This window comes from Pseudomonas sp. LBUM1678, from assembly GCF_059695575.1.
Genome location: NZ_CP166775.1, coordinates 4,886,654 through 4,900,823, shown reverse-complemented (window position 1 = coordinate 4,900,823; position 14,170 = coordinate 4,886,654). Strand labels below are relative to the sequence as shown.

Sequence of the window (14,170 nt, the reverse complement as noted above, 5' to 3'; positions counted from 1 at the left end):
CTCGGTTGTGGGAGTTTTAGAACGATAAGTTATAAGCAGGGATTGCCGGACGAATGGCAGGCACGGCAGAAATGCCTATGGCCGTGGCGGTAATTATTCATGGGATGCATAGAAGTAGCTGCTTGGATGCGCCGCAATTCGACCCGGTATTCGAATTATCAATTGCCGGCCGGGCTTCCTAAACTGAGCGTCTCATAACGCAATAAGGATATTGCTCATGCCGGCTACGACTTCCAATACCGCCCCCGTGGTGGTGCCAATGACAGCGGCACAACGTCTCGAGGCGTTGTTGGAACACACAGGCGACCTGGACAAGGCGCACGTTCTGCAAGCGTCTATTCCGCAATGGTTGGCGACTGCAGATCTGAACGGGGTGCAAGCTCTGACGGCTGCGTTCGAGCAGTCTTTTGTTGCCCAAGGCAAGGTCAAAGAGGCGCTCAAAAAACTCAAGCCGTTGGACGCGTTCTGCCAAGAGCAACTGACCGAGTTCCTCAAGGGTAAATGGACGATCGATTTCGACGTTGAGCGGGACACGCTGGACATCACAAGAAAAACCTACTCGTCGACAGGTGTTCTCCCAGTCATCGGTTCCACGGAAAAAGTAATGACCACCTCACGCAGCCTGCTCCAGGCGGCCATGGAAAACTTTACCGCTGAGGAAGCAAGCAGCGGCGGTATGCCAGCGGACTCGGTCATACGAATCAACCAACAGGCCCAGTCAGGCGCTGAAATAACCCCTGAAAAATTCGCCGCACTCTGTCGTGAACTCGACCTGGGAGCCCGCTATCAGCGGCATATCGACGAGGCCTTGGCATTGCCGGCCAAACCCGCAATTGGAGCGCCTGTCGATGATCGGGCCTCCATTGCGGACATCCGGCGGCTGAAGGTGCTGGACCTGCAAGTTGCCCTCCACACGGCCTCCCTGAAAAAGAACATCACGCCTGCTGCTTACACGATGCTGCTGAGTGTGATCGACCAGGATCTCCCGGCGGCTCAAACCAAGGGCGCACTGTTTGATGGCGGGCCGGTGCATTGGCAGGGCTTGATGATTCATGACACCTGCATCTGTGGGGTACTGGTATTTACCAAAGTCTCCATCGATACCGAGCCGCAGGCCCGGTGTGTGGTTTACATGCCGAACGAACCCCGACGACCGCTGTATGAATACGCCTCACTGGATGATTTCAAGGATTACCTGACCCTCCATTTGCAAAGCAAAGACTACAGAAAAACGTTCGCCGAGCAGTACCTGCACAGCCACGATAAAACCGGGTTTTTTACTCAGTTCGACAAAGGCAAGACCTTGGGCGCGCTCGCTGCCACGCCCGCCGACACTTGCCTTGCCGATTTTTTCTTCAGTACGTTTATCAGCACGACTCAGAAAGACGCGCGAATGCTTGCCGTGCCGACTGAAGATGTCGATGAGCAACAACGAGAAAAAATCCTTCAGACATTACTGGATGGCGGTCTTCTTCTACTGAACGCGGCCGCTTTTTTCGTACCCGGGATCGGCCAGGTGATGCTGGCTGCGGCGGTCGTCGACCTCGTCAGCGAGGTGTATGAAGGTGTGGTTGACTGGACGCACGGCGAGCGAGCGCAGGCGTTGTCTCATTTGCTGAGTGTGGTGGAAAACGTCGCGCAGCTGGCAGCGTTTGCCGTCGGCGGAAAAATCATCGCGACAGCTATCGGTAAGGGCGCGAACGAGCAGGCGGCATTCTTCGACGGTTTCGAGGCCGTCACTCGCGCGGATGGCAAGGCAAGATTATGGAAACCCGACCTCGAACCCTATAAACAGACCACGGCTCTGCCAGTCGACGTGAAACCTGATTCGCAAGGGCTTTACCGGCATGCCGGACACACGTCGATCGTCATGGCGGGAGCCCCCTATCGAACTACCCGCAACGCTGCGGGATCGGCATGGACCCTCAATCATCCTGTGCGCACTGACGCATTTCAGCCTGCCGTCGAGCGAAATGTGGAAGGTGGCTGGCGGCATGCCTATGAGCATGCGCACGAGTGGCGCGACAGTGCTTATGCATTGGGACGAACGGACCCGCGCCTGAGCGATCTTGGCAGTGATCTGGAAGCGATTGCCGACATCACCGACATGACGCCTGACACGTTGCACCAGCTCCATGAAAGCCACCTCAAGTTACCGCAGCGGCTGAACGACTGTGTCGAGCGTTTCAAGATTGACCGGCGCATCACCGCGATGGTTGCGGCAATGGAACGGGGAGAGACCGCGAACAAGGACTTCATTCAGGAGCAACTGCATACACTGCCGAGGCTGTCCGGTTGGCCGGCGGAGCGTTTCATTGAAGTTTGCGACGAGGAGGAGGTGGTCGTGTCGCGCTTTCCCGCGACAGCACCACACGATGATGACGTCAACAGCGTGCACGTCCATCAGGCGGATCTGGAGTCGGGGAAACTGCTCGACACCGTCATCAGTGGCCTCTATCCGGCAGAAGTGGAGGGCATCATCGGTCGCACGACCACTGAATCGAAATCGCAGCTGTTGGCAAAGAAGATCGCGACACGCCTCAAGGGTCATCGCCAGCCGCTGTTTCAGTGGCTCTATGAAACCTGGGACGGCACCGCCACCGGTGATGTGGCGCTACTGCGCGAACACGCCGCTGACCTTCCCACACAGGTGTGTCAGGAATTGCTGGATAACGCCTCTGGCAGGGATCTCAGCTTTCTGCGTGACCGCAAGATCCTCGGAGTGGATCTCGCCCGGCAGGTCAGTGAGGCACAGGCGGGTATCAGGCAGGACCGTGCGCTCACCGGGTTGCATCTGCCGCAACTGGCCAATGCCGACACCGACAGACTGACGCTCGGGCTGATGGATAGGGTGCAAGGCTGGGATGGCAGCTGTCGACTTGAGGTGCGACAGGGTTCAGCGACCGGCACCTTGCTAGACAGTGTGGGCGAAGCGGATGCGCTGTCGCACGGGGTAATCGTCAAGACGTCCAACGGCTATCAGGTCACCCAAACCAATGGCAATGTGTCTAGCACTGCTGTGAGCCAAATGTTGCTTGAGTCGATACTGGATGCATTGCCTGCCACCCAGCGCACCCGCATGGGATTCACTGGCACCGACGGGCTGGATGTCCCGACGCTACGGTCACGCCTGTCGAGGGCCGCCACCGGCGATCCGGCACAGGCCGGCCGGGTGCTGCGGGGCGAGCGCAGTGAAACACCGAACCACCTTTCCGCCTGTGTCCAGGCGAGTCCCCCCGCTGCGGGCTCTTATGCAAGGGGTTTGATTCGTAAAGTCAAAAAGCTCTATCCGCTGTTCACGGATGCCCAGGTTTCGACGTTTCTCGACAATGCCGGCAGCAACCAGATGCAGCGGGTGAATCGAATCAAGGAGCTGCAACAGCAACTGAAAAAACTGCTCGGCGTGTTGCACACCTGGCGTGACGATGAAGTGGCAATGAAGAAGCTGCCGGGGCAGCTCAACGATATCCGAGTCAGCCGTCGTCAGGTGGCCCACGCCATCGAAAACTGCTGGCGCCGGATAGCCCGGCAAAACCCGCCTTCTACCACGCTCGCGCTGGAGCGCAACCCTGTAGGCCCATTGCCAACGTTGACCGAACAGGATGTCGCCCATGTGCGCAGCCTTTCAATCAAGGACATGCAGGCGGGCGATGAACTGGCGTATTTCCTCAAGCCGTTCAAAGGGCTTGTCACTCTGGAACTGGACCGCAATCAACTCACACGATTGCCTGAAGTGTTGTCACACATGCCTGACCTCCAGCACTTGAGGCTGGAGGGTAACCAGATAGCGCTGACCGAACACACCTTGCGCAAACTGGCCGACATGCGCAATTTGCGCACGTTGGGGCTCAGCGGCAATCGCTTGGGGGCCACGATTGATGTCAGCAAAATGCTGGATCTGCAAGAACTGTTGCTGCGCAATACCTACGCGACGGAACTGCCTGTCGGGCTTTCCCGCTTGCCGTATCTGGACTTCGTGGACCTGCGAGGAAACGAGATTCGGGAGTTGCCGCAATGGCTGTTCCAACTCCCTCCGCGATTCGCTCAAGCGATCAACCTGCGCCATAACCCCCTATCCGCGGCGAGCCGTACAAGGCTTGAGACCTTCCGGAACAGTACCGGCATCGGGATGGGGCTGCTGCAAAATGATACCGCGGTGCTCAACGATCAAAGGGCTCGAGACCTGTGGATGCCAAAACCGGTTGAAGAGACCTACGCCAGTCGTCATCGTGCATGGCTGGCGCTGAAGAACGAGCCCGGATCGAAAGAATTCTTTGAATTGCTGGCAGAAGTCGGGAGCTCGGCGGATAGCCGCTTTGTGAACGAAGACATGACCCGACGCGTCTGGAGTGTGATTGAGGCGACTCAAACGGACTCGGCGTTATGCACTCAATTGCTGGCGATGGCAGTAAAAGCCAATTGCGCTGATGACGCGGCGACGCTCTTCAGTAATCTTGAGGTCGCTGTCGAGATCGACAGGGTGGTTAGACTGTCCGCCAATGCCCATGATCAGGCCGCTCGGCTATTGAAACTTGGGCGAAGCCTGTTCCGTCTGGATTATCTTTCCAGAATTGCGCGGGAAAAGGCCCAGGCCAATCCTGCCCTCGATGCAGTGGAAGTAGAGCTGGCTTATCGCACCGGCCTGGCCGACAGGCTCGAACTGTTCGGTCAGCCCCGGCATATGCGTTATGCATCGCTAAGTGGCGTAAAAGCCAATGATCTGGAGGTTGCCTATACCAAGGTCCTTGCTGCAGAAAACTCATCTGAACTATCGACTTATATCCGTGGCCGCACGTTCTGGAGCGACTTTTTGCGGCAGCACCATGGCAAACAGTTCACCGATTTGTCTGCGCCCTTTCACGTGCGGATGGAGACGGCCTTTGAAAATGAGGCGACGCTTGGTGCGGGCTATCGCCCGCAGGTCGACGGCATCGCAGATGAGTTGAAGAAGGCCGAGACTGCTTTGTTAAAGCGTCTGACCGAAGCGGCCATGAAGGCTGACGAGTCAAAGACTTGCTTTGCACTGGATTGAGCGCCTCAGGCCTTGCCCCGAATCAGGCGCCGCAAGGCAAAGCGATTCGGATGACAGGCTTCGGCCACGGCTCTGGGCAACGGCAGTGGTTCGTTGTCGAGCCAGGCTGCCAGCAACTCGCCTGACAACGGCGCGGTGATCAGCCCTCGCGAACCGTGGCCACTGTTGACGTACAAGCCGTCGAGCCATGGGCAAGGGATGTCCGGCGTTTGCCGGGCGTCCTTGCTCAGGGCGATGTAGGCGTCGGCGAAGGCCTGACGGTCAGCCAAAGGACCGACAATCGGCAGGTAATCCGGGCTGGTGCAGCGAAACGCTGCGCGACCTTCAAGTGCCTCGGGTTGCAAGGTGTCTGCGCCGAGTCGGGTAACCAGGTCCAGCGAGATTTCTTCGAGCATCTGCAGGTTGCCGGCGTGCTCGGCCGTGGTGGGCGTCAGGTCGTCGTTGTTGAAGTCGAAACTCGCGCCCAGGGTGTGTTCACCCAGGCGGGCCGGTGCGACATAACCTTCGGCGCACACGACGGTGCTCAGGCTTTGGCTTGCAGGTGTCTGGGGCAGGCGGGTGATCTGTCCGCGAATACGTTTGAGCGGCAGATCGCTGCTGAAATCGAAACGCTTGATCTCCGCCGCACCGGCCAGCACCACCACCGGTGCGTTGGCCAGCAACGTGTTGCCATCCCACGCTTGCCATTGCCCCTCCACACGACGCAATTCCAGTACATCGTGATGGGTCAGGAGCTGGATATTCGGATGCGCGGCTTGCCATGCGCACAGGGCTGGCGGATGCACCCAACCGCCTTCGGGGTAAAACAGGCCACCGGATTGCAACGCGATACCCGCGCGAATTTCGGCGTGCTCTCGATCGAGTGTGTGCAGCAGATCTTCGGGAAACGCTTGCGCCAGTTGCGCCTGACGTTCTGCTTCCTTGGCGTTGAAGGCCAGTTGCAGTACGCCGCAATCGTCCCAGTCGACGCTGCGCTGCAAATGCTCCAGCAGGCGCCGGGTGTGGCCGAAACCACTGACAATCAACTGTGACAATGCCGTGCCATGGGCCGACAGCTTGAGGTACAGCACGCCCTGTGGATTGCCGGAAGCTTCCTGCGCCAGCGCATCGTGGCGCTCCAGCAAACTGACGTGCCAACCTCGCGCCGCCAGGCTTGCAGCGGTCGCGCAACCGGCCAGGCCTGCGCCGATCACCAGTGCATGACGTTCGCCGGTCAAGGGTGTCGGGCGCGCAAACCAGGGTTTGGGGGCGACGGCTGTCGGGGCGTCTTCAGGCCAGCCGAGAAACACGCCGCGCAGGATTTCCCATTTGTGGCCGATGCCGGGCGTGCGCTTCATCTTGAAACCCGCCGCGTTCAGCAGACGGCGCACCCAACCGGTGCTGGTGAAAGTGCTGAGGGTCGAGCCGGGCGCGGCCAACCGTGCCAGTTCGGCAAACAACTCGGCGGTCCACATGTCGGGGTTTTTTGCCGGGGCAAAACCGTCGAGAAACCACGCATCAATCTGCGCGTCCAGTTGCGGCAATTGCTCCAGCGCATCGCCGATCAGCAGCGTCAGGGTGACGCGGCCGTTGTCCAGCATCAGTCGCTGGAAGCCTTGATGAATCGCCACGTATTGCGTCAGCAATTGATCGGCAAACGGCTTGAGCTCCGGCCACAAGGCCAGGGCTCGCCGCAAGTCTGGCTGGCTCAGCGGGTACTTTTCGACGCTGACAAAATGCAGTCGCGCACCGGCTACCGCGTGCTGCTCGAACAACTGCCAGGCGCAGAGGAAGTTAAGCCCGGTGCCGAAACCGGTTTCGCCGATGACCAATCGACCGCCGTCCGGCAGCGCGGTGAAGCGTTCGCGCAAACCGTTTTGTTCGAGGAACACGTAACGGGTTTCTTCAAGGCCTGACTTGTCCGAAAAATAGACGTCGTCGAACACCCGCGAATACGGGCGACCCTGGTCGTCCCAGTCGAGTTGGGCGTGAGGCAATACAGGTTTCATGGCAGGCTCGGCAACGGCAAGGCGGCCATTCTAGCTGATCGACGTGGCGGTGCCTGTACGACCGCCGACTCGCAGAAAATCCTGTAGCAGCTGCCGAGGCACGAGGCTGCGATGCGTGTCCACAGGACCGCCCTAAAGAAGGGCCGCTGCGCAGCCCAACGCAGCCTCGTGCCTCGACAGCTGCTACAGGGAACTGTGGTTGCGGTGAAGAAATGGATTTCTCCCACGCTGGCGAGGTCAATCCGCTAGTCTTGCTCAATCCGGAAAGGGAGCCATCCATGTTCGAATCTGCTGAAATCGGTCACGCTATAGACAAAGAAACCTACGAAGCTGAAGTACCGGCGCTGCGTGAAGCGTTGCTCGAAGCGCAGTTCGAACTTCAGCAGCAAAAGCGTTTTCCGGTGATCATCCTGATCAACGGCATCGAAGGTGCCGGCAAGGGCGAGACGGTCAAATTGCTCAACGAGTGGATGGACCCGCGCCTGATCGAAGTCCGCACCTTCGATCAGCAGACCGATGAAGAGCTGGCGCGACCACCGGCCTGGCGCTACTGGCGGATGCTTCCGGCCAAGGGGCGCATGGGGATTTTCTTCGGCAACTGGTACAGCCAGATGCTGCAGGGTCGGGTTCATGGGCTGTTCAAGGACGCGGTGATGGATCAGGCGATCAACCAGTCCGAGCGTTTTGAAAAAATGCTCTGCGACGAAGGCGCGCTGATCTTCAAGTTCTGGTTTCACCTCTCCAAGAAGCAAATGAAGGCGCGACTCAAGGCACTCGCCGACGACCCTTTGCACAGCTGGCGCATCAGCCCACTGGACTGGCAACAATCGCGCACCTACGACAAATTCGTGAAGTACGGCGAGCGCGTGTTGCGCCGCACCAGCCGCGACTACGCCCCCTGGCATGTGATTGAAGGGGTGGATGCGCATTACCGCAGTCTGGCGGTGGGAAAAATCCTGCTCGAAGGTCTGCAAAATGCCTTGAAGCGGTCGAAGATCCATCCCGTCAAGGTCAGCGCTGCGCCGCTGCCGATCCATGTCGATCAGTTGAACGTGCTCGATAGCCTGGACTTGAGCCTGCACCTGGATAAGGACGATTACGAAGAACAACTGATTACCGAGCAGGCGCGATTTTCGGGCCTGATGCGCGACAAGCGCATGCGTCAACACGCGTTGGTCGCGGTGTTCGAAGGCAATGATGCGGCCGGCAAGGGTGGGGCGATTCGTCGCGTCGCAGCGGCGCTCGATCCACGCCAGTACAACATCGTGCCGATTGCCGCGCCGACCGAGGAGGAACGGGCGCAACCGTATTTGTGGCGGTTCTGGCGGCACATTCCGGCCAAGGGCACGTTCACGGTGTTCGATCGCTCGTGGTATGGCCGAGTGCTGGTCGAGCGCATTGAAGGCTTCTGTCCGCCCGCGGACTGGCTGCGGGCGTACAGCGAGATCAATGATTTCGAAGAGCAGATCTCCGAGTCGGGCCTCATCGTGGTCAAGTTCTGGTTGGCCATCGACAAGGAGACGCAACTGGAGCGTTTCGAGGCTCGGGCAGAAATCCCCTTCAAGCGTTTCAAGATCACTGAAGACGATTGGCGCAACCGCGATAAATGGGACGCCTATCGCGCGGCGGTCGGTGACATGGTTGACCGCACCAGCACCGAAATCTCGCCGTGGACCCTGGTGGAGGCCAATGACAAGCGCTGGGCCCGGGTCAAGGTGCTGCGCACGATCAACCAGGCACTGGAAGCAGCGTTCGAGAAATCAGACAAGCACGACAAGAAGGCCAAAAAACACAAGTCGTGAGCCGATGGTTACGCATACGCGGGGTGAATGATTGTCGCGGTCGGTTATGGGGTGGACTTATGCTCGGTCCACTCTCAACCGACAACAACAATGAGGTATGCCATGCGTGAAGTGGTGATCGTCGACAGCGTGCGGACCGGCCTGGCCAAATCCTTTCGCGGCAAGTTCAACCAGACCCGTCCGGATGACATGGCGGCGCATTGCGTCGATGCCTTGTTGGCGCGCACCGGCATCGACCCGGCCAGCGTTGAGGATTGCATCGTTGGTGCGGGCTCCAACGAAGGCGCCCAGGGTTTCAACATCGGCCGCAACGTCGCGGTGTTGTCGCGATTGGGCATCGGTACCGCCGGCATGACCCTCAACCGTTTCTGCTCGTCGGGCTTGCAGGCCATCGCCATCGCCGCCAACCAGATCGCTTCGGGCTGCAGCGACATCATCGTGGCCGGTGGCGTCGAATCCATCAGCCTGACCATGAAAAGCGTCAACACCGACAACCTGATCAACCCGCTCCTGAAAGAGCAGGTGCCGGGCATCTATTTTCCGATGGGCCAGACCGCCGAAATCGTCGCGCGCCGTTACGACGTCAGCCGCCAGGAGCAGGATCTGTACGCCCTGCAAAGTCAGCAACGTACGGCCCAGGCTCAAGCCGCTGGATTGTTTGATGATGAAATCGTGCCGATGGCGGTGAAATACCGGGTTGAAGACAAGGCCACCGGTCAGATCCAGATCCTCGACGGGATCGTCGATCGCGATGACTGCAACCGCCCCGACACCACGCTGGAAAGCCTGGCCGGGTTGAAGCCGGTGTTTGCCGAGGACGGTTCGGTGACGGCGGGTAACTCGTCGCAACTGTCCGATGGCGCTTCGATGACGCTGGTCATGAGCCTGGAAAAAGCCCTGGCACTCGGACTCAAGCCAAAGGCGTTCTTCCGTGGTTTCGCGGTGGCCGGGTGCGCGCCGGATGAGATGGGTATCGGTCCGGTGTTCTCGGCGCCGAAATTGCTCAAGGCCAAGGGATTGCAGGTGGCCGACATTGATCTGTGGGAACTCAACGAAGCGTTTGCTTCGCAGTGCCTGTACAGCCGCAACCGCCTGGAGATCGATAACGAAAAGTACAACGTCAATGGCGGCTCGATTTCCATCGGGCATCCGTTCGGTATGACCGGCTCGCGTCAGGTCGGGCACATTGTGCGTGAGTTGCAGCGGCGCAACTTGCGTTACGGCGTCGTCACTATGTGCGTGGGTGGCGGGATGGGGGCGACCGGGTTGTTTGAAGCGGTGCGTTAAGGCCGCAAGACTTCTGCTGCCTGATTAACCGCCATCGCGAGCAGGCTCGCTCCCACAGGAATCTGATGCGTTACACAGATCCAATGTGGGAGCCAGCCTGCTGGCGATGGCTGCGCCTCGGTCTAACCGTGGGCACCCAAAACCTGCAACCGCGCGATGTAAGCCTGAATTTCCCGCTCTGCCGCCTGCGGATTCTCAAACGGCCCCTCCAGCGTGTTTTCCCGGGTGCTGAAATACAATTCCCCGTTCACACGACTCACCCGGGGGCAACGAAAGTGCGTGGCGGGGGCGTTGTCCTGGGCGCGCATGCCGTACATGGCGGTCTCCTGAAGGATGTTCCTGTGGGTGGATCCGATGAGCTTATGCATGAACCACTTGCGGCGCCTGACCAACTGATCGACGGCACATCGCCAAATTAATGGTGCGACCTGCACAGTTTCATTCGCGGCCAGTCGCCAACTGTCCCTGTGTCGCGCCGGGGTCTGCGCCTAGAATGGGGTTTCTTGCCATCTGGCTTTTGGGGTTCGCATGCACATTTCATCCGGTCGCTGGGTTTACGGTCTGTTCCTGGCCTTGCTGACTGCGCTGCTGTGGGGAATCCTGCCGATCAAGCTCAAACAAGTCCTGCTGGTGATGGACCCGGTGACGGTGACCTGGTTTCGCCTGACGGTATCCGGTGGGTGCCTGTTCATTTATCTGGCGGCGACCAAACGCCTGCCGAGCCGCAAAGTCCTTGGCCCACGCGGCGGCTGGCTGGTGTTGATGGCGGTGCTCGGTCTGGTCGGCAACTATGTGCTGTACCTGATGGGCCTGAACCTTCTGAGCCCCGGCACCGCGCAACTGGTGGTGCAGATGGGCCCGATCATGTTGTTGATCGCGAGTCTGTTTGTGTTCAAGGAACGCTTCAGTGTGGGGCAGGGCATTGGTCTGCTGGTGCTGCTGATTGGCTTCGCACTCTTCTTCAATCAACGCCTGGCCGAGTTGTTGACCTCGCTGACCGATTACACCGCGGGCGTGTTGCTGGTGCTGCTGGCGTCGACGGTCTGGACGTTTTACGCGTTGGGGCAGAAGCAATTGCTGACGGTGTGGAATTCGTTGCAGGTGATGATGGTGATTTACCTGTTCTGCGCGCTGTTGCTGACGCCGTGGGTGCATCCGCTGGAGGCGCTGCAATTGAGCCCGCTGCAAGGCTGGTTGCTGCTGGCGTGCTGCATGAACACCTTGATCGCCTATGGCGCCTTTGCTGAAGCGCTGGCCCATTGGGAAGCTTCGCGAGTCAGTGCGACGTTGGCGATTACGCCGTTGGTGACGTTTGGCGCGGTGGCCGTGGCGGCGTGGGCGTGGCCGGAGTACGTGCATGCCGAGACGATCAATGGTCTGGGGTATGGCGGGGCGGTGTTGGTAGTGGTGGGTTCGGCGCTGGTGGCGTTGGGGCCGTCGTTGATTGCCGGGCTCAGGGCGCGGCGGATGAAGATGGCTGCCAGTTAGACCTCGTTATCGTTCTTCGCGGGCAAGCCTCGCTCCTACAGATTCTGTGTTGATCACAATATTCAGGATCGACAAAAAATCTGTAGGAGCGAGGCTTGCCCGCGAAGACTGACTGTCAGACGCTGAAAATCTTAACCTTTGGCACCGGCCTCAAGCATATTCTCCGGCCTTACCCAGGCATCAAACTGTTCATCCGTCAGATACCCCAACTGCAACGCCGCCTCACGCAATGTCAGCCCCTCGCTGTAAGCCTTCTTGGCAATCTCCGCCGATTTGTCGTAGCCGATATGCGGGTTCAGCGCCGTCACCAGCATTAACCCACGCTCCAGATGTTCAGCCATTTTCGCCGCATCGGGCTCAAGCCCGGCGATGCAATGTTGCTGGAAGTTGCTGCAGCCATCGCCCAGCAGGCGGATCGATTGCAGCAAGTTGTGGATGATCACCGGTTTGAACACATTCAGCTGCAAGTGCCCCTGACTCGCCGCAAAACCAATGGCGACGTCGTTGCCCAGGACCTGACACGCCAGCATCGACAGCGCTTCGCACTGAGTCGGATTGACCTTGCCCGGCATAATCGAGCTGCCCGGTTCGTTGGCCGGCAGTTTCACTTCGGCAAAACCTGCGCGCGGCCCGGACCCCAGCAGACGCAGGTCGTTGGCGATTTTCATCAGGGTCACGGCGAGGGTTTTCAGCGCGCCCGACAGGGTGGTCAGCGGCTCATGGCCGGCCAGCGCGGCGAACTTGTTCGGCGCGGTGACAAACGGCAGGCCGGAGAGGGCGGCCAATTCCGCAGCGACCGCTTCACCAAAACCGTGGGGTGAGTTCAGCCCGGTGCCGACCGCGGTGCCGCCCTGCGCCAGCTCACAAACCGCCGGCAGCGCGCTGCGGATCGCCCGTTCGGCGTAATCCAGTTGCGCGATGAACGCCGAGAGTTCCTGGCCGAAGGTGATCGGCGTGGCGTCCATCATGTGGGTACGGCCGGTCTTGACCAGCTTCATGTGCCGCGCCGACAACTCGGCCAACCCGCCAGAGAGTTCACTGATCGCTGGCAGCAAATGCTGCTGCACCGCCTGAACAGTGGCAATGTGCATGGCGGTCGGGAAGCAGTCGTTGGAGCTTTGGGAGCGATTGACGTGATCGTTGGGGTGAACCGGGGTTTTGCCGCCACGCGGGTTGCCGGCTAGCTCGTTGGCACGACCAGCGATCACTTCGTTGACGTTCATATTGCTCTGCGTGCCGCTGCCGGTCTGCCAGACCACCAACGGGAATTGGTCGTCGTGGCTGCCGTCGAGCACTTCGTCGGCGGCCTGTTCAATCAGTCGGGCGATGTCGGCGGGCAGGTCGCCGTTGCGGTCATTGACCCGCGCCGCGGCTTTCTTGATCAGGGCCAGTGCGTGCAGCACGGCCAGCGGCATGCGTTCGTTGCCAATGGCGAAATTGACCAGCGAGCGTTGCGTCTGAGCGCCCCAGTAGGCCTCATCCGGGACTTCCACCTGGCCTAGGCTGTCGGTTTCGATACGGCTCATCTTGCACACTCCTGTAGGTCGATAGCGCAGTTTAGGCCGTGATCGCCGGCCGTGGTTCCATCAGTCTGGATTTTGACCGCTCAACCCCTCTAATTCAGGCCCGACAAGGCTTGGGGTTGAGTGACACACTTTTTTAGGCGCAGAATGGACGCCCTTGGGGTTTTACCTCGCCTGCTAGAAAAGGAAACTCGATGACTCGTCTTCGTGCCATCTGTACCGCGGTTGCACTGGTTTGCGCCAGCGGCCCTGTTTTTGCCGATACCGCCAGCCACAACGCCAGTGCCGAAGCTTTCCTGACCCTGGCGCACGCTGACAAATTGGGCACTCCGGTGTACATGCAAGTGCAGCAAATGTTCGCTCAGCGCTTTGAACAGACCAAAGCCCCTGAATCGAAAAAAGCCTTGTTGGAAACTTACCAGGCCAAAGCCAATGCCGCGCTGGACCAAGCCATTGGCTGGAACAAGCTGAAGCCGGACATGGTCAAGCTCTACACCACCAACTTCAGCGAATCCGAGCTCAAAGACCTGGTCGCGTTCTACAAGTCGCCACTGGGCAAGAAAGTCCTGGAAAAAATGCCGCAGCTGACTCAGCAATCGGCCCAGATGACTCAAGCCAAGCTGGAAAGCGCGGTGCCTGTGGTCAACAAACTGCTGGCTGACATGACCAACGAGCTGGACCCTAAAGCCGGTGCTGCTGCTCCTGCTGTCAAGAAAAAGCCTTAAGCGGAGTTTGGTATGACCATGCAACAACGCATCGAATCGACGCTGGGCTTGTTGCAGCCGCAGCATCTGCAGGTGCTGGATGAAAGCCATATGCACAGTCGTGGGTTGCAAACCCATTACAAGGCGGTGGTGGTCAGCCAGCAGTTTGAAGGGCTCAACCGCGTCAAGCGTCACCAGAAAGTCTACGGCACGCTCGGCGAGCTGATGGGCGAGTTCCATGCGTTGGCGCTGCATACCTACACGCCGGAAGAATGGGCACAGATCGACGCGGCTCCGGCCTCGCCCACCTGTGCTGGCGGTAGCAAACATTGATGTGACGGGTTGA

The 14,170-nt window shown here is 59.4% G+C and carries 9 protein-coding genes; 6 read left to right on the top strand and 3 right to left on the bottom strand.

Annotation, left to right across the window (positions count from 1 at the left end):
* Positions 1-217: 217 nt before the first annotated feature.
* A complete protein-coding gene (locus tag ACA070_RS22180; RefSeq protein WP_497448353.1) occupies positions 218-5,032 on the top strand; it encodes an NEL-type E3 ubiquitin ligase domain-containing protein in 4,815 nt (1,604 codons plus the stop codon).
* A 5-nt stretch (positions 5,033-5,037) separates the two neighbouring features.
* Here the strand turns inward: ACA070_RS22180 and mnmC are convergent, their stop codons facing one another.
* Positions 5,038-7,020 (bottom strand): bifunctional tRNA (5-methylaminomethyl-2-thiouridine)(34)-methyltransferase MnmC2/FAD-dependent 5-carboxymethylaminomethyl-2-thiouridine(34) oxidoreductase MnmC1, encoded by a 1,983-nt coding sequence (gene mnmC, locus ACA070_RS22175; protein WP_497448352.1) that lies wholly within the window; start codon positions 7,018-7,020, stop codon positions 5,038-5,040.
* A 278-nt stretch (positions 7,021-7,298) separates the two neighbouring features.
* On the opposite strand from mnmC, the gene pap reads away from it, so the two are divergent.
* A complete protein-coding gene (pap, locus tag ACA070_RS22170; protein ID WP_497448351.1) occupies positions 7,299-8,822 on the top strand; it encodes a polyphosphate:AMP phosphotransferase in 1,524 nt (507 codons plus the stop codon).
* Positions 8,823-8,924: 102 nt separating this feature from the next.
* Positions 8,925-10,109, top strand: coding sequence for a thiolase family protein (locus tag ACA070_RS22165; RefSeq protein ID WP_497448350.1), 1,185 nt, complete (start codon positions 8,925-8,927; stop codon positions 10,107-10,109).
* A gap of 122 nt (positions 10,110-10,231) precedes the next feature.
* On the opposite strand, the gene ACA070_RS22160 is transcribed toward ACA070_RS22165, so the two are convergent.
* Positions 10,232-10,426 carry a DUF6316 family protein gene (locus tag ACA070_RS22160; protein ID WP_497448349.1) on the bottom strand — a complete coding sequence of 65 codons (195 nt, stop codon included), beginning with the start codon at positions 10,424-10,426 and terminating at the stop codon, positions 10,232-10,234.
* Positions 10,427-10,637: 211 nt separating this feature from the next.
* Here ACA070_RS22160 and ACA070_RS22155 point away from each other — a divergent pair, with 211 nt between their 5' ends.
* Positions 10,638-11,597, top strand: a complete 960-nt coding sequence (locus ACA070_RS22155) for a DMT family transporter (RefSeq protein ID WP_497448348.1) — start codon at positions 10,638-10,640, stop codon at positions 11,595-11,597.
* 131 nt (positions 11,598-11,728) lie between these two features.
* Here ACA070_RS22155 and ACA070_RS22150 read toward each other — a convergent pair whose 3' ends face one another.
* On the bottom strand, positions 11,729-13,123 hold the full coding sequence (locus ACA070_RS22150) for a class II fumarate hydratase (RefSeq protein WP_497448347.1): 1,395 nt from the start codon (positions 13,121-13,123) through the stop codon (positions 11,729-11,731).
* Positions 13,124-13,314: 191 nt separating this feature from the next.
* Between ACA070_RS22150 and ACA070_RS22145 the strand changes: the two genes are divergently transcribed.
* Entirely contained in the window at positions 13,315-13,845 is a 531-nt protein-coding gene (locus ACA070_RS22145; protein WP_461955129.1) for a DUF2059 domain-containing protein, read from the top strand.
* Between the two features lie 12 nt (positions 13,846-13,857).
* Positions 13,858-14,157, top strand: coding sequence for a BolA family protein (locus ACA070_RS22140; protein ID WP_497448346.1), 300 nt, complete (start codon positions 13,858-13,860; stop codon positions 14,155-14,157).
* Positions 14,158-14,170 lie beyond the last annotated feature (13 nt).

Coding starts and splice junctions, on each gene's coding strand:
- ACA070_RS22180 (WP_497448353.1), top strand. CDS start 218: ATGCCGGCTACGACTTCCAATACCGCCCCCGTGGTGGTGCCAATGACA.
- ACA070_RS22160 (WP_497448349.1), bottom strand. CDS start 10,426: ATGTACGGCATGCGCGCCCAGGACAACGCCCCCGCCACGCACTTTCGT.
- pap (WP_497448351.1), top strand. CDS start 7,299: ATGTTCGAATCTGCTGAAATCGGTCACGCTATAGACAAAGAAACCTAC.
- ACA070_RS22145 (WP_461955129.1), top strand. CDS start 13,315: ATGACTCGTCTTCGTGCCATCTGTACCGCGGTTGCACTGGTTTGCGCC.
- ACA070_RS22140 (WP_497448346.1), top strand. CDS start 13,858: ATGACCATGCAACAACGCATCGAATCGACGCTGGGCTTGTTGCAGCCG.
- ACA070_RS22155 (WP_497448348.1), top strand. CDS start 10,638: ATGCACATTTCATCCGGTCGCTGGGTTTACGGTCTGTTCCTGGCCTTG.
- mnmC (WP_497448352.1), bottom strand. CDS start 7,020: ATGAAACCTGTATTGCCTCACGCCCAACTCGACTGGGACGACCAGGGT.
- ACA070_RS22165 (WP_497448350.1), top strand. CDS start 8,925: ATGCGTGAAGTGGTGATCGTCGACAGCGTGCGGACCGGCCTGGCCAAA.
- ACA070_RS22150 (WP_497448347.1), bottom strand. CDS start 13,123: ATGAGCCGTATCGAAACCGACAGCCTAGGCCAGGTGGAAGTCCCGGAT.